The sequence below is a fragment of the Streptomyces sp. NPDC058796 genome, from assembly GCF_042745235.1.
GTDB lineage: Bacteria > Actinomycetota > Actinomycetes > Streptomycetales > Streptomycetaceae > Streptomyces.
This window is the reverse complement of the sequence record NZ_JBHYOP010000005.1, coordinates 111624-129855: the sequence shown is the minus strand read 5'-3', so window position 1 is coordinate 129855 and position 18232 is coordinate 111624. Positions and strand designations below refer to the sequence as shown.

Sequence of the window (18232 nt, the reverse complement as noted above, 5' to 3'; positions counted from 1 at the left end):
GGCCATGAAGGTCGGGGCGGTCGTCATCACCATGGGCAACCGTCCCGACGAGCTGCGTGCCCTCCTCGACTCGGTCGCGGGGCAGGACGGCGACCCGGTCGAGGTGGTCGTGGTCGGCAACGGCTCGCCCGTCCCGGAGGTGCCGGCCGGCGTCCGCACCGTCGAGCTGCCCGAGAACCTGGGCATCCCCGGCGGCCGCAACGTCGGCATCGAGGCCTTCGGACCGGGCGGCCAGGACGTCGACATCCTGCTCTTCCTAGACGACGACGGCCTGCTGGCCCGCACGGACACCGCCGAGCTGTGCCGCCAGGCCTTCGCGGCCGACGACGAGCTGGGCATCATCAGCTTCCGCATCGCCGACCCGGACACCGGCGAGACCCAGCGCCGGCACGTGCCGAGGCTGCGCGCCTCCGACCCGATGCGCTCCTCCCGGGTCACCACCTTCCTCGGCGGCGCCAACGCCGTGCGCACCCGCGTCCTCGCGCAGGTCGGCGGCCTGCCGGACGCGTTCTTCTACGCCCACGAGGAGACCGACCTCGCCTGGCGGGCCCTCGACGCCGGCTGGATGATCGACTACCGCTCCGACATGGTGCTGCACCACCCGACGACCGCGCCCTCCCGGCACGCCGTCTACCACCGCATGGTCGCCCGCAACCGCGTCTGGCTGGCCCGCCGCAACCTGCCCGCGCTCCTCGTCCCGGTCTACCTCGGGTTGTGGATGCTGCTCACCCTGCTCCGCCGCCCCTCGCGCCCGGCCCTGAAGGCCTGGTTCGGCGGCTTCCGGGAGGGCTGGGCCACCCCCTGCGGTCCCCGTCGGCCCATGCGGTGGCGTACGGTGTGGCGGCTGACCCGGCTGGGCCGGCCTCCGGTGATCTGACAAGCTCGTACCCGAGGGCTTGTGGCCCCACCCGGGTCCGACCGGACCCCCTTCGAGGCCGACAGGACCGTGCCAGCCCCGTACCGGCCGCGCACGGACGAAGACGAAAGTTTCCACTAGTGAGTGAGACAACGCACGACGGCACGGTCGCCATGACCAAGCCCGTGTCGCCCGACGAGGGCCTCACGGCGGCCCAGCTCGCCGCCAGGCACGGGCTGACCGTGAGCGGTGCCCGGCCGTCCCTCGCGGAGTACGTCCGTCAGCTCTGGGGGCGGCGCCACTTCATCCTCGCCTTCTCCCAGGCGAAGCTGACCGCCCAGTACAGCCAGGCCAAGCTCGGCCAGCTGTGGCAGGTGGCCACACCGCTGCTGAACGCGCTCGTCTACTTCCTGATCTTCGGCCTGATCCTGAACGCGGGCCGCGGCATGGAGAAGGACGTGTACATCCCGTTCCTGGTGACGGGTGTGTTCGTCTTCACCTTCACCCAGTCCTCCGCGATGGCGGGCGTGCGCGCCATCTCCGGCAACCTCGGCCTGGTGCGGGCGCTGCACTTCCCCCGCGCCTCGCTGCCGATCTCGTTCGCGTTCCAGCAGCTCCAGCAGCTGCTGGCGTCGATGATCGTGATGTTCGCGGTGGTGATCGGCTTCGGCAGCTACCCCTCGCTGTCCTGGCTGCTGATCCTCCCGGCGCTGGTCCTGCAGTTCCTCTTCAACACGGGGCTGGCACTGGTCGTGGCCCGGATGGGCGCCAAGACGCCGGACCTGGCCCAGCTGATGCCGTTCGTCATGCGGACCTGGATGTACGGGTCCGGCGTGATGTTCTCCATCCCGATCATGCTGGAGGACAAGCCGGCCTGGCTGGCCGACGTGCTCCAGTGGAACCCGGCCGCCGTCTACATGGACCTGATCCGCTTCGCGCTGATCGACGGGTACGGCTCCGAGAACCTGCCGCCGCACGTGTGGGCGGTGGCGCTCGGCTGGGCCGTGGCCCTCGCCGTGGGCGGTTTCGTGTACTTCTGGAAGGCTGAGGAGAGGTACGGCCGTGGCTGAGCAGCAGCAGGGCACGCGGGTCCCGACGGTCATCGCGGACGACCTGCACATCGTCTACCGCGTCAACGGCGCCAAGACCGGCAAGGGCAGCGCGACCGCCGCGCTCAGCCGGATGATCAAGCGGGGCTCCGACGACGCGGCCCGGGGCGTGCGCAAGGTGCACGCCGTGCGCGGCGTCTCCTTCACCGCCTACCGGGGCGAGGCCATCGGCCTCATCGGCTCCAACGGGTCCGGCAAGTCGACCCTGCTGCGGGCCATCGCCGGCCTGCTGCCCGCCGAACGCGGCAAGGTCTACACCGACGGCCAGCCCTCCCTGCTCGGCGTGAACGCGGCCCTGATGAACGACCTGACCGGCGAGCGCAACGTCATCCTCGGCGGCCTCGCCATGGGCATGTCCCGCGAGCAGATCAAGGAGCGTTACCAGGACATCGTCGACTTCTCCGGGATCAACGAGAAGGGCGACTTCATCACCCTGCCGATGCGCACCTACTCCTCCGGCATGGCCGCCCGCCTGCGGTTCTCCATCGCCGCCGCGAAGGACCACGACGTCCTGATGATCGACGAGGCGCTGGCCACCGGTGACCGCAAGTTCCAGACGCGCTCCGAGCAGCGCATCCGGGAGCTGCGCAAGGAGGCGGGCACCGTCTTCCTGGTCAGCCACAACAACAAGTCCATCCGGGACACCTGCAACCGCGTGCTGTGGCTGGAGCGCGGCGAGCTGCGCATGGACGGCCCGACCGACGAGGTGCTCAAGGAGTACGAGAAGTTCACGGGCAAGTAGCCCGACACGCCGAAGCCCCGCCGGAACCGGTCCGGCGGGACCCGCTTGCGCAAAGGAAACGTCAACTCCTGGTGTTCTCAGGAATCTTGATGTGAATCGGTGTGTTCTTGTGATGCGCGGAGGACCCCGGCGGACCCCCGTGCGTTGTACAACGTAAGCTGGACCGGTCCCGAAACGCGGCACATGGGGCGATAATGCCCGACACCCTCGAGCGGGCCCGCCGCACGGGCGGCCGGGCGGCGTGTCCGAAATAGTGTCAATTGGGTCGGCAGTGTAGAACGGGAGATGTGACGGCAATGGCGACGGAAACTCCCCACCTCCGCGAAGCGTGCGCCGTCTCCGCCCAGGGCAGCCCGCGATGACGACCACCGACCCGGCACAGGCGGTCGACGCGGCACGCGGCACCCTGGCCAAAGCCGCGGACGAGAACTTCCCCGTCGCCCCCTTCTTCCTGCCCCGCGACTGGCGCGCCGACCTCATGGCCGTGTACGGCTTCGCCCGCCTCGTGGACGACATCGGCGACGGCGACCTGGCACCCGGCGGCGCCGACGCCCGCCTCCTCGGCGTGCCCGGAGACCGGGCCGGCGACCGGCTGCTGATGCTGGACGCCTTCGAGGACGACCTGCGCCGCGTCTTCGACGGCACCCCCCGCCACCCGCTGCTGCGCCGCCTGGTGCCGACCGTGCGCCGCCGCTCGCTCACCCCCGAGCCCTTCCTCGGCCTGATCGCCGCCAACCGCCAGGACCAGCTGGTCGGCCGGTACGAGACCTACGACGACCTCCTCGCCTACTGCGAGCTGTCCGCCAACCCGGTGGGCCGGCTCGTCCTCGCCGTCACCGGCACCTCGACACCCGAACGGGTCCGCCGCTCCGACGCGGTCTGCACCGCCCTGCAGATCGTCGAGCACCTCCAGGACGTGGCCGAGGACCTGACCCGGGACCGGATCTACCTGCCCGCCGAGGACATGAAGCGCTTCCACGTCCAGGAGGCGGACCTCGCCGCGCCCACCGCGGGCGCGTCGGTGCGCGCCCTGATCGCCTTCGAGGCACAGCGCGCCCGCGACCTGCTGAGCGAGGGCGCGCCCCTGGTGGGCAGCGTCCGCGGCCGGCTGCGCCTGCTGCTCGCGGGGTTCGTGGCGGGCGGCAGGGCGGCCCTCGGGGCGATCGCCGCCGCCGATCACGACGTACTTCCCGGTCCGCCCAAGCCCGGCAAGGCCCGCTTGCTGCGCGAGGTGGGCCCGACCCTGCGAGGAGAGGGGTGATCGGGACCGTGGAGTCGTCAGCGCACGCGTCGGCACCGGTACTCGCCGCCTACAGCTACTGCGAGACCGTCACCGGACAGCAGGCCCGCAACTTCGCCTACGGCATCCGGCTGCTGCCGACGCCCAAGCGCCGGGCGATGTCGGCGCTGTACGCGTTCTCGCGCCGCGTCGACGACATCGGCGACGGGGAGCTGGCCGGGGACGTCAAGGTCGCCCGGCTGGAGGAGACCCGGGCGACACTCGCCCGGATCCACGCGGGCGAGGTCGCCGAGGACGACACCGACCCGGTCGCCGTCGCCCTCGCGCACGCCGCCCGGCAGTTCCCGATCCCGCTCGGCGGGCTCGACGAACTGATCGACGGCGTCCAGATGGACCTGCGCGGCGAGACCTACGAGACCTGGGACGACCTGAAGGTCTACTGCCGCTGCGTGGCCGGCGCCATCGGCCGCCTCTCGCTCGGCGTCTTCGGCACCGAACCGGGGGCGCGCGGCGCCGAGCGCGCGCCCGAGTATGCCGACACGCTCGGCCTCGCGCTCCAGCTCACCAACATCCTGCGGGACGTCCGGGAGGACGCCGAGGGCGGGCGCGCCTACCTGCCCGCCGACGACCTCGCCAAGTTCGGCTGCTCGGCCGGGTTCGACGGGCCGAAACCGCCCGAGGGCTCCGACTTCGCGGGTCTCGTGCACTTCGAAGTGCGTCGGGCCCGCGCCCTTTTCGCCGAGGGCTACCGGCTGCTGCCCATGCTCGACCGGCGCAGCGGCGCCTGCGTGGCCGCCATGGCCGGCATCTACCGCCGCCTCCTGGACCGCATCGAGCGAGACCCGGAGGCAGTGCTGCGGGGCCGGGTCTCGCTCCCCGGACGCGAGAAGGCGTACGTTGCGGTGCGCGGTCTCTCGGGTCTCGACACCCGACACGTCACCCGGCGGGCCGTCAGGAGGCGCGCCTGATGGACACACCCGGCACACTCGACACTCCGGACCGGCACCACCGGGCCGGCGAAGAACGGCGGGCAACCCTCCGGTGGCGGGCGGCGTCCCAGACTGAGACGGTCTGCCGTACGCCGTTCAAGCACCACGGCGACCGGAGAGGGAAGGGCGCACCATGACGCACGGCAACGGCACGCGCGAGGGCGGGCGGCTGGCGGACGTCTCCGCCGTCCGCCCCGGCGGACACGCCGTCGTGGTCGGCGGTGGACTCGCCGGCGTCACCGCCGCGCTCGCGCTCGCCGACGCCGGGGTGCGCGTCACCCTGCTCGAAGGGCGTCCGCGCCTGGGCGGGCTCGCCTTCTCCTTCCAGCGCGGCGGTCTCACCGTCGACAACGGCCAGCACGTCTACCTGCGCTGCTGCACCGCCTACCGCTGGTTCCTCGACCGTATCGGCGGGACGGCGCTGGCCCCCGTGCAGGAACGTCTCGACGTGCCCGTCGTCGACCTCGCCCGGCCCGAGGGACGACGGCTCGGCAGGCTGCGGCGCGACGCGCTGCCCGTCCCCCTCCACCTGGGGCGCAGCCTCGCCACGTACCCGCACCTCTCGCTCGCCGAACGTGCGAGCGTCGGGCGGGCCGCGCTCGCGCTCAAGGGGCTCGACCTGGCCGATCCGGCGCTGGACACCCAGGACTTCGGCAGCTGGCTGGCCGCGCACGGCCAGTCGGCGCGCGCCGTCGAGGCCCTGTGGGATCTCGTCGGGGTCGCCACCCTCAACGCGGTCGCGGGCGACGCCTCGCTCGGGCTCGCCGCGATGGTGTTCAAGACCGGTCTGCTGTCCGACCCGGGCGCGGCCGACATCGGCTGGGCCCGCGTCCCGCTGGGCGAACTGCACGACCGGCTGGCCCGCAGGGAGCTCGACTCCGCGGGCGTGCGCACCGAGGTCCGTACACGCGTCACCTCCGTCCGGGAGAACGACAACGGCGGCTGGAGCGTTCAGGTTCCCGGCGAGACGCTCCAGGCGGACGCGGTCGTCCTCGCCGTACCGCAGCGCGAGGCGCACGGCCTGCTGCCCGAAGGCGCGCTCGACGCCCCGGAGAACCTCCTGGAGATCGGCACCGCGCCGATCCTCAACGTCCACGTGATCTACGACCGGAAGGTGCTCGCCGCGCCCTTCCTCACGGCGCTCGGCACGCCGGTGCAATGGGTGTTCGACCGCACCGAGGCCTCCGGACTGAGGGAGGGTCAGTACCTGGCGCTGTCGCAGTCGACGGCCCAGAACGAGATCGACGAGCCCGTGGCCGCGCTGCGCGAGCGGTACCTGCCCGAGCTGGAGCGGCTGCTGCCCCGCACCAGGGGTGCCGAGGTGAAGGACTTCTTCGTGACCAGGGAGCGCACCGCGACCTTCGCTCCCGCCCCCGGCGTCGGCCGCCTCAGGCCCGGCGCCCGCACCAAGGCACCCGGCCTGTACCTGGCCGGAGCGTGGACCGCCACCGGGTGGCCCGCGACCATGGAGAGCGCGGTCCGCAGCGGTGTCGGGGCGGCGGGCGCCGCACTCGGCGCCCTGGGCCGGTCCCGCGGCCTCCTCCCCGACTTCTTCGAGGAGGCGGCGTGAAAACCGATCCGCGAGGCACCGACGCCCGCGCTCCCGGCACCGCAACTGGAGGAAAGACTGTGCCCACTGTGCCACCGGCCACGAAGGCCGACCCACGGACCACGGTGGACGTGACCACGCTCCTGGAGCGCGGCCGGACCCTGTCCACGCCGGTCCTGCGGGCGGCAGTCGACCGTCTGGCGCCTCCCATGGACACCGTCGCCGCCTACCACTTCGGCTGGATCGACGCCCACGGCAGGCCCGCGGACGGCGACGGCGGCAAGGCCGTGCGCCCCGCCCTCGCGGTGCTCTCCGCCGAGGTCACCGGAGCCGCGCCCGAGGTCGGCGTCCCCGGCGCGGTGGCGGTGGAGCTGGTGCACAATTTCTCCCTCCTGCACGACGACCTGATGGACGGCGACGAGCAGCGCCGCCACCGCGACACCGTCTGGAAGGTGCACGGCCCCGCCCAGGCCATCCTGGTCGGCGACGCCCTGTTCGCCTTGGCCAACGAGGTGCTGCTGGAACTCGGCACCGTCGAGGCCGGCCGCGCCACCCGCCGCCTGACCAAGGCCTCCCGCGCCCTGATCGACGGTCAGGCCCAGGACATCTCCTACGAGCACCGCGACCGCGTCAGCGTCGAGGAGTGCCTGGAGATGGAGGGCAACAAGACCGGCGCCCTGCTCGCCTCCGCCAGCTCCATCGGCGCGGTCCTCGGCGGCGCCGACGAGCACACCGCCGACACGCTGGAGAAGTACGGCTACCACCTGGGCCTCGCCTTCCAGGCCGTCGACGACCTCCTCGGCATCTGGGGCGACCCGGACGCCACCGGCAAGCAGACCTGGAGCGACCTGCGCCAGCGCAAGAAGTCCCTGCCGGTCGTCGCCGCCCTCGCCGCGGGCGGCCCCGCCTCCGAACGGCTCGGCGAGATCCTCACCGCCGACGCCAAGACCAGTGACTTCGCGAACTTCTCCGAGGAGGAGTTCGCGGCCCGCGCCGCCCTCATCGAGGAAGCGGGCGGGCGGGAGTGGACCGCCGACGAGGCGCGTCGCCAGCACACCATCGCCATCGAAGCCCTCGACGCCGTCGACATGCCCGACCGGGTGCGGGACATGTTCACCGCGCTCGCGGACTTCGTCGTCGTACGAAAGAGATGATCACTATCGGTCGAATAGCCCTCGCGTAGTCGCCGGCCGGTGCCGCAGGTACACGAGCACCGGCCGACGGCGGACCCACAGCAGAAGCGCCACTTGTTACTGCACGAAGGGGAAGCCATGACAGCGACGACCGACGGAAGCACCGGGGCCACCCTGAAGCCCCTGGCAACCGCGGCCAGCGAAACCGACATCACGATCCCCGACACGGCGGCCGGGGTACCTGAAGCCGCCGCCCGCGCCACCCGGCGCGCCACGGACTTCCTGCTCTCCCGGCAGGACGCCCAGGGCTGGTGGAAGGGCGACCTCGAGACGAACGTCACCATGGACGCCGAGGACCTGCTGCTGCGCCAGTTCCTCGGCATTCTGGAAGAGGACACCACTCGGGCCGCCGCCCTCTTCATCCGCGGCGAGCAGCGCGAGGACGGCACCTGGGCCACCTTCTACGGCGGCCCCGGCGACCTGTCCGCCACGATCGAGGCCTACGTCGCCCTCCGCCTGGCCGGCGACGCGCCCGACGCCCCGCACATGGCGCGGGCCGCCGAGTGGATCCGGTCCCGGGGGGGCATCGCGGCCTCCCGCGTCTTCACCCGGATCTGGCTCGCCCTCTTCGGCTGGTGGAAATGGGACGACCTGCCCGAGCTGCCGCCGGAGCTGATCTACTTCCCCACCTGGGTGCCGCTCAACATCTACGACTTCGGCTGCTGGGCCCGGCAGACCATCGTGCCGCTCACCATCGTCTCCGCCAAGCGGCCGGTACGCCCCGCGCCCTTCTCGCTGGACGAACTGCACACCGACCCGCACCGTCCCAACCCGCCGCGGCCCCTGGCGCCCGCGGCGAGCTGGGACGGCGCCTTCCAGCGCATCGACAAGGCCCTGCACGCCTACCGCAGGATCGCCCCGCGCCGGCTGCGCCGGGCCGCCATGAACACGGCCGCCCGCTGGATCATCGAGCGCCAGGAGAACGACGGCTGCTGGGGCGGCATCCAGCCCCCGGCCGTGTACTCCGTCATCGCCCTCTACCTGCTCGGTTACGACCTCGAACACCCGGTGATGCGGGCCGGCCTGGAGTCGCTGGACCGCTTCGCCGTGTGGCGCGAGGACGGCGCCCGGATGATCGAGGCCTGCCAGTCCCCGGTGTGGGACACCTGCCTGGCGACCATCGCGCTGGCCGACGCGGGCGTGCCCGCCGACCACCCGCAGCTGGTGAAGGCCGCCGACTGGATGCTCGGCGAGCAGATCGTCCGCCCCGGCGACTGGTCGGTGAAGCGGCCCGGACTCCCGCCCGGCGGCTGGGCGTTCGAGTTCCACAACGACAACTACCCCGACATCGACGACACCGCCGAGGTCGTCCTCGCCCTGCGCCGGGTCAAGCACCACGACCCGGAGCGAGTGGAGCAGGCCATCGGCCGCGGGGTGCGCTGGAACCTCGGCATGCAGTCGAAGAACGGCGCCTGGGGCGCGTTCGACGTCGACAACACCAGTGCCTTCCCCAACCGGCTGCCCTTCTGCGACTTCGGCGAGGTCATCGACCCGCCGTCCGCGGACGTCACCGCGCACGTCGTGGAGATGCTCGCCGTCGAGGGCCTCACCCACGACCCGCGTACCCGGCGCGGCATCCAGTGGCTGCTGGCCGAGCAGGAGGCGGACGGCTCCTGGTTCGGCCGCTGGGGCGTCAACTACGTCTACGGCACCGGTTCCGTCGTGCCCGCGCTGACCGCCGCCGGACTCCCCGCCTCGCACCCCGCGATCCGCCGCGCGGTCTCGTGGCTGGAGTCCGTCCAGAACGACGACGGCGGCTGGGGCGAGGACCTGCGCTCCTACCGGTACGTGAGGGAGTGGAGCGGCCGGGGCGCCTCGACCGCCTCGCAGACCGCCTGGGCGCTGATGGCGCTGCTGGCGGCGGGGGAGCGGGAGTCCAAGACCGTCGAACGGGGCATCGCCTGGCTCGCCGCCACCCAGCGGGAGGACGGCTCCTGGGACGAGCCCCACTTCACCGGCACCGGCTTCCCCTGGGACTTCTCCATCAACTACCACCTGTACCGGCAGGTCTTCCCGCTCACCGCACTCGGCCGGTACGTGCACGGGGAGCCGTTCGCCAAGAAGTCCGGCGCGGGGAAGTCCGGCGCCGGCCAGCCCTCCACCCAGACGTCCGTGGCCGAGGTGAAGGGCAGCTGATGACCCCGCAGACCGGCCCGTCCCCGCTGCTGATCGCCTGCGCGCTCGGCATCGAGCACCTCGCCCTGCGCACCGGTGACCGCGCCGGCGCCGGCGGGCCGGTCACCGTCCTGCGTACGGGCATGGGCCCGAAGGCGGCCGAGCGCTCGGCCGCCCGGGTCCTGGCCGACCCGGCGCTCGACGGCGCCGCCGTGCTGGCCACCGGCTTCTGCGCCGGACTCGCCCCCGGCATGCACCCCGGCGACCTGGTCGTCGCCGAGGAGACCCGGGACCCGCGCGGTACGGTCGCCTGCGCCGGTACCGACCGGCTGGTGAAGGAACTCGCGCGCGCCCTGCCCAGGCGCACCGTCCACCGGGGCCCGCTGACCGGCTCGGACCACGTCGTCCGCGGCCCCGAACGCGCCGACCTGCTCGCGACCGGCGCGATCGCCGTCGACATGGAGTCCGCGGCCACGCTCCTGAGCGCCGTCCGCACGGGCGCGCGCCCCGTTGCGGCCGTACGGGTGGTCGTGGACGCTCCAGAACACGAACTCGTCCGGATCGGCACGTTGCGCGGTGGAATATCTGCTTTCCGCGTTCTTCGATCAGTTCTTCCCGCATTCTTCGAATGGCACCGTTCTTTGCTGCTCCCCCGGAGGTGAGCCCAGATGGCCATGCCGCTGCGTCAGTCCGTCAAGGTCGCTACATACCTGGCCGAACAGAAGATCCGCCGACGGGACAAGTTTCCGCTCATCGTGGAGTTGGAGCCCCTTTTCGCCTGCAACCTGAAGTGCGAGGGGTGCGGGAAGATCCAGCACCCGGCCGGGGTGCTCAAGCAGCGCATGCCGGTCGCGCAGGCCGTCGGGGCGGTGCTCGAATCGGGTGCGCCGATGGTCTCCATCGCCGGCGGTGAGCCGCTGATGCACCCTCAGATCGACGAGATCGTGCGCCAGCTGGTCGCCAAGCGGAAGTACGTCTTCCTCTGCACCAACGCCCTGCTCATGCGCAAGAAGATGGACAAGTTCAAGCCCTCGCCCTATTTCGCCTTCGCGGTGCACATCGACGGGCTGCGCGAGCGGCACGACGAGTCCGTGGCCAAGGAAGGTGTGTTCGACGAGGCGGTGGAGGCCATCAAGGAGGCCAAGCGGCGCGGCTTCCGGGTGACCACCAACTCGACCTTCTTCAACACCGACACCCCCCAGACCATCGTCGAGGTCCTCAACTTCCTCAACGACGACCTCAAGGTCGACGAGATGATGATCTCGCCCGCCTACGCCTACGAGAAGGCACCCGACCAGGAGCACTTCCTGGGCGTGGAGCAGACCCGCGAGCTGTTCAAGAAGGCGTTCTCGGGCGGCAACCGGGCCCGCTGGCGGCTCAACCACTCCCCGCTCTTCCTGGACTTCCTCGAGGGCAAGGTCGACTTCCCCTGCACCGCCTGGGCGATCCCGAACTACTCCCTGTTCGGCTGGCAGCGCCCCTGCTACCTGATGAGCGACGGCTACGTTCCGACGTACCGGGAGCTGATCGAGGAGACCGACTGGGACAAGTACGGCCGGGGCAAGGACCCGCGCTGTGCCAACTGCATGGCGCACTGCGGCTACGAGCCCACCGCCGTCCTGGCCACCATGGGCTCCCTCAAGGAGTCCCTGCGGGCCATGCGCGAGACCGTCTCCTCGAACCGGGAGTGACGTCGTGACCGCCATCTCCCTGGGCGTTCCCGAGGTCCCGGTCCGGCCGATCGCCGAGCGGCGCCCGTCGCGACGCATCCAGGTCGGGCCGGTGGCCGTCGGGGGCGGGGCCCCGGTATCGGTGCAGTCCATGACCACCACCCGTACCTCCGACGTCGGCGCGACGCTCCAGCAGATCGCCGAGCTGACGGCGTCCGGCTGCGAGATCGTGCGCGTGGCCTGCCCCACCCAGGACGACGCGGACGCCCTCCCGGTGATCGCGAAGAAGTCGCAGATCCCGGTGATCGCCGACATCCACTTCCAGCCCAAGTACGTGTTCGCCGCGATCGAGGCGGGCTGCGCGGCGGTCCGCGTGAACCCGGGCAACATCAAGAGGTTCGACGACCAGGTCAAGGAGATCGCCAAGGCGGCCAAGGACCACGGCACGCCGATCCGCATCGGTGTGAACGCCGGCTCCCTGGACCGCCGCCTGCTGGAGAAGTACGGGAAGGCGACCCCAGAGGCGCTGGCCGAGTCGGCGCTGTGGGAGGCGTCGCTCTTCGAGGAGCACGACTTCCGGGACATCAAGATCTCCGTCAAGCACAACGACCCGGTCGTCATGGTCGAGGCCTACCGGCAGCTCGCCGCCCAGTGCGACTACCCGTTGCACCTCGGGGTGACGGAGGCCGGTCCGGCCTTCCAGGGCACCATCAAGTCGGCGGTCGCCTTCGGGGCGCTGCTCTCGCAGGGCATCGGCGACACCATCCGGGTGTCGTTGAGCGCGCCGCCCGCCGAGGAGGTCAAGGTCGGGCTCCAGATCCTCCAGTCGCTGGGGCTCAGGCAGCGCCGGCTGGAGATCGTCTCGTGCCCGTCCTGCGGTCGCGCCCAGGTCGACGTGTACAAGCTCGCCGACGAGGTGACGGCGGGCCTGGAGGGCATGGAGGTGCCGCTGCGCGTCGCCGTCATGGGCTGTGTCGTCAACGGCCCCGGCGAGGCCCGCGAGGCCGACCTCGGCGTCGCCTCCGGCAACGGCAAGGGCCAGATCTTCGTCAGGGGCGAGGTCGTCAGGACCGTCCCCGAGTCGAGGATCGTCGAGACGCTGATCGACGAGGCGACGCGGATCGCCGAGCAGATGGAGAAGGACGGCGCGTCGGGGGAGCCGGCCGTCACCGTGAGCTGAACAGCACGGACCGAAGGGGGCCCGAGCGTGACGATTCTGGAGAACATCCGGGGACCACGCGACCTGAAGGCGCTGTCCGAGGCGGAACTCGGCGAACTTTCCGACGAGATACGTGACTTTTTGGTGCACGCGGTCGCCCGCACCGGTGGACACCTCGGCCCGAACCTGGGGGTCGTCGAACTCACCGTCGCCCTGCACCGGGTCTTCGAGTCACCGGCCGACCGCATCCTGTGGGACACCGGCCACCAGAGCTACGTGCACAAGCTCCTGACCGGGCGTCAGGACTTCTCCAAACTGCGCGGCAAGGGAGGGCTGTCCGGCTACCCCTCGCGTGAGGAGTCCGAGCACGACGTCATCGAGAACAGCCACGCCTCCACCGTCCTCGGCTGGGCCGACGGCCTCGCCAAGGCCCGCCGGGTGCGCGGGGAGCGGGGTCACGTCGTCGCCGTCATCGGTGACGGCGCGCTCACCGGCGGCATGGCGTGGGAGGCGCTGAACAACATCGCGGCGGCCCCGGACCGGCCACTGATCATCGTCGTCAACGACAACGAGCGCTCCTACGCGCCGACCATCGGCGGCCTCGCCAACCACCTGGCGACGCTCCGCACGACGGACGGCTACGAGCGGATGCTGGCCTGGGGCAAGGACGTGCTCCAGCGCACGCCCGTGGTCGGCAACACCGTCTACGAGGCGCTGCACGGCGCCAAGAAGGGCTTCAAGGACGCCTTCGCCCCCCAGGGACTCTTCGAGGACCTGGGGCTGAAGTACGTCGGGCCCATCGACGGACACGACACCGGGGCGGTCGAGTCGGCGCTGCGCCGCGCGAAGCGCTTCCACGGGCCCGTACTGGTCCACTGCCTCACGGAGAAGGGCCGTGGCTACGAGCCCGCCCTGCGCGACGAGGCGGACCACTTCCACACCGTCGGCGCCATGGACCCGCTGACCTGCGCGCCGCTGACGCCCTCCGGCGCGCCTTCCTGGACCTCGGTGTTCGGCGAGGAGATCGTGCGGATCGGCGAGGAGCGCGACGACGTCGTGGCGATCACCGCGGCCATGCTCCACCCGGTCGGCCTCGGCCCCTTCGCCGAGCGGTTCCCCGACCGGGTCTGGGACGTCGGCATCGCCGAGCAGCACGCCGCCGTCTCCGCGGCCGGGCTTGCCACCGGCGGCCTCCACCCGGTCGTCGCCGTCTACGCCACCTTCCTCAACCGCGCCTTCGACCAGCTCCTGATGGACGTCGCCCTGCACCGCTGCGGCGTCACCTTCGTCCTGGACCGCGCAGGCGTCACCGGCGCGGACGGACCCTCGCACAACGGCATGTGGGACATGTCCGTCCTCCAGGTCGTCCCGGGACTGCGCATCGCCGCGCCCCGCGACGCGGACCAACTCCGCGCCCAGTTGCGCGAAGCGGTCGCCGTCGACGACGCGCCGACCCTGGTGCGCTTCCCCAAGGAGTCCGTCGGTCCCGCCGTACCGGCCGTCGACCGGATCGGCGGCATGGACGTCCTGCACGCCACCGGCCGTCCCGGGGTGCTGCTCGTGGCCGTCGGAGTGATGGCGCCCGTATGCCTCCGGGCCGCCGAGCTGCTCGAAGCCCGCGGCATCGGCTGCACCGTCGTCGACCCGCGCTGGGTCAAACCCGTCGACCCGGCGCTCGCGCCCCTGGCCGCCCGGCACCGCCTGGTGGCCGTCGTCGAGGACAACAGCCGTGCCGCCGGGGTCGGTTCGGCGGTGGCTCTGGCGCTCGGGGACGCCGAGGTCGACGTACCCGTGCGCCGCTTCGGCATCCCCGAGCAGTTCCTCGCGCACGCCAAGCGCGCCGAGGTGCTCGCCGACATCGGTCTCACCCCGGTCGAGATCGCCGGCCGGATCAGCGCGAGCCTGGCCGTCGCCGGACAGACCGGACACGGCCCGATCGCCACGCCAGTGCAAGGAGAGAACTGAATGACCAAGGAGTTCGACCTCACCGCGCTCCTGGCCGAGCGCGGAGCCGAGCGGTACGAGCTGCACGCCAGGTACCTCAACCACCAGCAGCCGCGCATGCTGCGCACCATCGGCTTCGACAAGGTCTACGAGCGGGCCGAGGGCGCACACTTCTGGGACGCGGACGGCAACGACTACCTGGACATGCTCGCCGGGTTCGCGGTGATGGGCCTGGGCCGCCACCACCCCGTCGTCCGCAAGGCACTGCACGACGTCCTCGACGCCTCGCTCGCCGACCTGACCCGCTTCGACTGCCCGCCGCTGCCCGGACTGCTGGCCGAGAAGCTGCTCTCCTACAGCCCTCACCTGGACCGCGTCTTCTTCGGCAACAGCGGCACCGAGGCGGTGGAGACCGCGCTCAAGTTCGCCCGGTACGCGACCGGCAGGCCGAGGGTCCTGTACTGCGCGCATGCCTTCCACGGGCTGACCACCGGCTCGCTCTCCGTCAACGGCGAGGACGGCTTCCGCAACGGCTTCGCACCGCTGCTGCCCGACACCCCCGTACCGCTCGGCGATGTGGACGCCCTGGCACGGGAGCTGAAGAAGGGTGACGTGGCCGCGCTGATCGTGGAGCCCATCCAGGGCAAGGGCGTGCACGAGGCCCCGCCCGGCTACCTGCGCGCCGCCCAGGAGCTGCTGCACCGGCACAAGGCCCTGCTGATCGCCGACGAGGTGCAGACGGGGCTGGGCCGGACCGGGAAGTTCTACGCCTTCCAGCACGAGGACGGCGTGGAACCCGACCTGGTGTGCGTCGCCAAGGCGCTGTCCGGCGGGTACGTGCCGGTGGGCGCGACGCTGGGCAAGGACTGGATCTTCCAGAAGGTGTACTCCTCGATGGACCGGGTGCAGGTCCACTCGGCCAGCTTCGGGTCCAACGCGCAGGCCATGGCGGCCGGGCTCGCGGTGCTGTCGGTGATGGAGAACGAGGAGATCGTCGCGAACGCCGCCGCGGTCGGTGAGCGGCTGAAGTCCCGGCTCGCGGAGCTGGTGGACCGCTACGAACTGCTCGCCGACGTCCGCGGCCGGGGGCTGATGATCGGCATCGAGTTCGGCCGGCCCCGGTCCCTCAAGCTGCGCAGTCGCTGGACGATGCTCCAGGCGGCCCGGAGGGGACTCTTCGCCCAGATGGTCGTGGTGCCGTTGCTGCAGCGTCACCACATCCTGACCCAGGTATCCGGCGACCACCTGGAGGTGATCAAGCTGATCCCGCCCCTGATCATCGACACGGCGGACGCGGACCGCTTCGTCGACGCCTTCACCGAGGTGATGGAGGACGCGCACAGCGGCGGCGGCCTGATGTGGGACTTCGGGAAGACACTGGTCAAGCAGGCGGTCGCCAACCGCTAGGGGGACCAGGGAGGGAGCGCTTCCCGCGCCTTTGCCTCACAGGCAAGAAAATTGCCCGGCGGGCAAAACTGGGGCTCAATGGGAGGCATGACCTCCCACGAGACCGGGCCGCCGGCGCCGGAGTCGCCGGCACTCCAGTCGTCGACGGACGCGGTGTCCGTCGTCGCGCCGCAGCTGCGCGCCCTGCGGCGCCGGGCCGCCCTCACCCTGGAGGCGGCGGCCCGTGCCGCCGGACTCTCGCCCGCGCACCTCTCCCGGCTGGAGACCGGGCAGCGCCAGCCTTCCCTGCCGATGCTCCTGTCCCTCGCCCGTGTCTACGGTACGACCGTCTCGGAACTGCTCGGCGAGACGGCCGCGGACCGGGACGCGGTCGTGCGGGCCGACGCAATGGAGCCGAGCTTCGCCGGCGGCTGGACCTACTGGCAGGCCGGTGGGGCCGGCCGCGGTATGCAGGCCCTGCGTGTGCACGTGCCGCACGGCTCCCAGGGCGACATCGTCCGGGTGCACCCCGGTGAGGAGTGGATCCACGTCCTGCGGGGCCGGCTGCGGCTCCGGCTCGGGGACGCGGTATACCGGCTCGGTGCGGGCGACAGCGCCCACTTCGACTCGCTGACCCCGCACCGCATCGCCGCTCAGGACGCCGACGGGGTCGAGCTCCTCTTCGTCCACACGCTGCTCCAGAGCCCGACGGCGGCGCTGTGCCTGGGCCCGGCCGCCGCGCCGGGCCACCCCTTCCCTGGAGAGACATCATGAACATGCAGGACAAGTGGCCGCGCGCGGTCTGGGTGCGGCTCTTCATCTACCTCGTCGTGGGGCATGTGCTGGCAGCCTTCATCTACCTGCTCTTCGAGGTGGGTGCCAACAGCGGATGAGCCGCCGGCTCAGTCCAGCATCCGCTCGCGCAGCCGGTCGCGGGTCTGCGGAGTGATCCGCAGGCCCTTCTCCAGGTAGGGGTCGACGCCGCCCCAGGTCTGCTCGACCGTCTCGAAGGCCGCCGCCAGGTACTCGGCGCGGGCGTCGAAGAGAGGGCTGAGCAGCTCCATGACCTCGGGGGAGTAGGCGGAGGCGGCGGTGCTGCTGCGGCGCACCTTGTAGCGGCGGTGCGTGGCGTTCGACTTCAGGTAGTCCTCGACGACGGCGTCGCGCTCGACACCGAGGGCGAGCAGCGTGATCGCGATCGACAGGCCCGCACGGTCCTTGCCGGCCGCGCAGTGCATCAGGGCGGGGACGCTGTCCTCGGCGAGCGCGTGCAGCACCCGGGAGTGCTCCGCCGTGCGCTCCTTGATGATCATGCGGTACGAGTCGATCATCCGCTGGGCGCCCTTGCCGTCCGCGAGGATCTCGCGCAGCTGGTCGAGGTCGCCGTCGCGGACCATCTTCCAGAACTCGGCGCCGTCGGCCGGGTCGCTCAGCGGCAGGTTCACATTGCGCACGCCCGGCAGCTCGACGTCGGGGCCGTCGAGCTTCTGGTCGGCGGCGTTGCGGAAGTCGAAGATCGTGTGCAGGCCCAGCGAGGACAGGAACGCGGCGTCCTCCCCGGTGGCGTGCGCGAGGTGGCCGCTGCGGAACAGCACCCCCTGCCGCACCCTCCGTCCGTCCACGGTCGGCAGTCCGCCCACGTCGCGGAAGTTGCGCACCCCGGCCAGCTCGGGTTCGGTCGACGGCACCTGCTGCGTCACGGGGGCTCCTCCCACTCCGCTCCGCCGGCGCCGCTCGCCGACGGGTGTCACTCGACGATACGGCACGGTGCGGAGGCGCAGGGGTGAAGTGAACCGACTGTGCCGCTTCCGGGCTTTCTGTCCGAAATAGTGCCTTAATCCCAACTCGCTCTGGAATAAAAGAGGCTAAGGGGGAGGCGCGTGAGCAGCGTCATATCCGTGACGGTGCGTTGCTCGTCATGTTCACGTAATTCAGCCGGTTTTCATGGCCGTTCGCGAGAAACGGCGCCACAGGAATCGACGGAGTGTGACGGGCGTTCCCGGTAATGGATCAACCGGAACACCCGTCGAGGGAACCCCTCGCTTGTCCCTGTGCGTCTTGGTCCCTTACGTTCACCACCGATCCGGACGGACGCCTAATCCTGCCGCCGACCGGAGCCCGCATTCATCCACCACCCGTACACGGCAGGAGCGGGGGACCCACAGGTACGACCGCCTGTTCCGGTTCCCGGAACGGCTTGGGGTTAAGCCGCGTCTCGGCGCGGCCGGGCATCTCCAGCCCGAACCCGACAGCTCACCTCGCAGGCGCCGGAGAGGAATT

Annotated in this window: 17 protein-coding genes and 1 riboswitch; of the genes, 16 read left to right on the top strand and 1 reads right to left on the bottom strand. The window is 71.4% G+C overall.

Annotation, left to right across the window (positions count from 1 at the left end):
- The first annotated feature begins 4 nt into the window (after window positions 1-4).
- The 16 genes from ACFW47_RS14825 to ACFW47_RS14750 all read left to right on the top strand — a co-directional run bounded on the left by ACFW47_RS14825 (window position 5) and on the right by ACFW47_RS14750 (window position 16845).
- Window positions 5-877, top strand: coding sequence for a glycosyltransferase family 2 protein (locus ACFW47_RS14825; protein ID WP_386278128.1), 873 nt, complete (start codon window positions 5-7; stop codon window positions 875-877).
- Window positions 878-996: 119 nt separating this feature from the next.
- On the top strand, window positions 997-1926 hold the full coding sequence (locus ACFW47_RS14820; RefSeq protein WP_386278126.1) for an ABC transporter permease: 930 nt from the start codon (window positions 997-999) through the stop codon (window positions 1924-1926).
- Window positions 1919-2707: an ABC transporter ATP-binding protein gene (locus tag ACFW47_RS14815; RefSeq protein ID WP_386278124.1), complete on the top strand. Its 789-nt coding sequence runs from the start codon at window positions 1919-1921 to the stop codon at window positions 2705-2707. Before ACFW47_RS14820 ends, ACFW47_RS14815 begins: the two co-directional genes overlap by 8 nt.
- Window positions 2708-3065: 358 nt before the next feature.
- Entirely contained in the window at window positions 3066-3968 is a 903-nt protein-coding gene (hpnC, locus tag ACFW47_RS14810) for a squalene synthase HpnC (RefSeq protein ID WP_386278122.1), read from the top strand.
- The gene (hpnD, locus tag ACFW47_RS14805; RefSeq protein ID WP_386305971.1) at window positions 3965-4915 is read left to right on the top strand and encodes a presqualene diphosphate synthase HpnD; all 951 of its coding nucleotides are present in this window, start codon (window positions 3965-3967) and stop codon (window positions 4913-4915) included. The genes hpnC and hpnD overlap by 4 nt, the downstream gene beginning before the upstream one ends.
- Window positions 4915-5073, top strand: a complete 159-nt coding sequence (locus ACFW47_RS14800) for a DUF6380 family protein (RefSeq protein WP_386278118.1) — start codon at window positions 4915-4917, stop codon at window positions 5071-5073. Before hpnD ends, ACFW47_RS14800 begins: the two co-directional genes overlap by 1 nt.
- Complete coding sequence (gene hpnE / locus ACFW47_RS14795) at window positions 5070-6506, top strand: hydroxysqualene dehydroxylase HpnE (RefSeq protein ID WP_386278116.1); 1437 nt, start codon at window positions 5070-5072, stop codon at window positions 6504-6506. Before ACFW47_RS14800 ends, hpnE begins: the two co-directional genes overlap by 4 nt.
- Window positions 6507-6574: 68 nt before the next feature.
- A complete protein-coding gene (locus tag ACFW47_RS14790; RefSeq protein WP_386278609.1) occupies window positions 6575-7639 on the top strand; it encodes a polyprenyl synthetase family protein in 1065 nt (354 codons plus the stop codon).
- Between the two features lie 117 nt (window positions 7640-7756).
- Window positions 7757-9814 (top strand): squalene--hopene cyclase, encoded by a 2058-nt coding sequence (gene shc, locus ACFW47_RS14785; protein ID WP_386278114.1) that lies wholly within the window; start codon window positions 7757-7759, stop codon window positions 9812-9814.
- Complete coding sequence (locus ACFW47_RS14780; RefSeq protein WP_386278112.1) at window positions 9814-10455, top strand: 1-hydroxy-2-methyl-2-butenyl 4-diphosphate reductase; 642 nt, start codon at window positions 9814-9816, stop codon at window positions 10453-10455. The genes shc and ACFW47_RS14780 overlap by 1 nt, the downstream gene beginning before the upstream one ends.
- A 6-nt stretch (window positions 10456-10461) precedes the next feature.
- Complete coding sequence (hpnH, locus tag ACFW47_RS14775; protein WP_073728153.1) at window positions 10462-11484, top strand: adenosyl-hopene transferase HpnH; 1023 nt, start codon at window positions 10462-10464, stop codon at window positions 11482-11484.
- Window positions 11485-11488: 4 nt separating this feature from the next.
- Entirely contained in the window at window positions 11489-12643 is a 1155-nt protein-coding gene (gene ispG, locus ACFW47_RS14770; RefSeq protein WP_386278109.1) for a flavodoxin-dependent (E)-4-hydroxy-3-methylbut-2-enyl-diphosphate synthase, read from the top strand.
- A 27-nt stretch (window positions 12644-12670) separates the two neighbouring features.
- Window positions 12671-14587 carry a 1-deoxy-D-xylulose-5-phosphate synthase gene (gene dxs, locus ACFW47_RS14765; RefSeq protein ID WP_386278107.1) on the top strand — a complete coding sequence of 639 codons (1917 nt, stop codon included), beginning with the start codon at window positions 12671-12673 and terminating at the stop codon, window positions 14585-14587.
- Window positions 14588-15973: an aspartate aminotransferase family protein gene (locus ACFW47_RS14760; RefSeq protein WP_386305970.1), complete on the top strand. Its 1386-nt coding sequence runs from the start codon at window positions 14588-14590 to the stop codon at window positions 15971-15973.
- Between the two features lie 87 nt (window positions 15974-16060).
- Window positions 16061-16726: a helix-turn-helix domain-containing protein gene (locus ACFW47_RS14755; RefSeq protein WP_386305969.1), complete on the top strand. Its 666-nt coding sequence runs from the start codon at window positions 16061-16063 to the stop codon at window positions 16724-16726.
- Between the two features lie 2 nt (window positions 16727-16728).
- A complete protein-coding gene (locus tag ACFW47_RS14750) occupies window positions 16729-16845 on the top strand; it encodes a DUF6126 family protein (RefSeq protein ID WP_079187547.1) in 117 nt (38 codons plus the stop codon).
- 9 nt (window positions 16846-16854) lie between these two features.
- Here the strand turns inward: ACFW47_RS14750 and ACFW47_RS14745 are convergent, their stop codons facing one another.
- Entirely contained in the window at window positions 16855-17652 is a 798-nt protein-coding gene (locus tag ACFW47_RS14745) for a tyrosine-protein phosphatase (RefSeq protein WP_386305968.1), read from the bottom strand.
- Between the two features lie 422 nt (window positions 17653-18074).
- A riboswitch (cyclic di-AMP (ydaO/yuaA leader) is annotated at window positions 18075-18232 on the top strand.

Coding starts and splice junctions, on each gene's coding strand:
- ACFW47_RS14825 (WP_386278128.1), top strand. CDS start 5: ATGAAGGTCGGGGCGGTCGTCATCACCATGGGCAACCGTCCCGACGAG.
- hpnC (WP_386278122.1), top strand. CDS start 3,066: ATGACGACCACCGACCCGGCACAGGCGGTCGACGCGGCACGCGGCACC.
- ACFW47_RS14800 (WP_386278118.1), top strand. CDS start 4,915: ATGGACACACCCGGCACACTCGACACTCCGGACCGGCACCACCGGGCC.
- hpnE (WP_386278116.1), top strand. CDS start 5,070: ATGACGCACGGCAACGGCACGCGCGAGGGCGGGCGGCTGGCGGACGTC.
- shc (WP_386278114.1), top strand. CDS start 7,757: ATGACAGCGACGACCGACGGAAGCACCGGGGCCACCCTGAAGCCCCTG.
- ACFW47_RS14780 (WP_386278112.1), top strand. CDS start 9,814: ATGACCCCGCAGACCGGCCCGTCCCCGCTGCTGATCGCCTGCGCGCTC.
- hpnH (WP_073728153.1), top strand. CDS start 10,462: ATGGCCATGCCGCTGCGTCAGTCCGTCAAGGTCGCTACATACCTGGCC.
- ACFW47_RS14760 (WP_386305970.1), top strand. CDS start 14,588: ATGACCAAGGAGTTCGACCTCACCGCGCTCCTGGCCGAGCGCGGAGCC.
- ACFW47_RS14755 (WP_386305969.1), top strand. CDS start 16,061: ATGACCTCCCACGAGACCGGGCCGCCGGCGCCGGAGTCGCCGGCACTC.
- ACFW47_RS14750 (WP_079187547.1), top strand. CDS start 16,729: ATGCAGGACAAGTGGCCGCGCGCGGTCTGGGTGCGGCTCTTCATCTAC.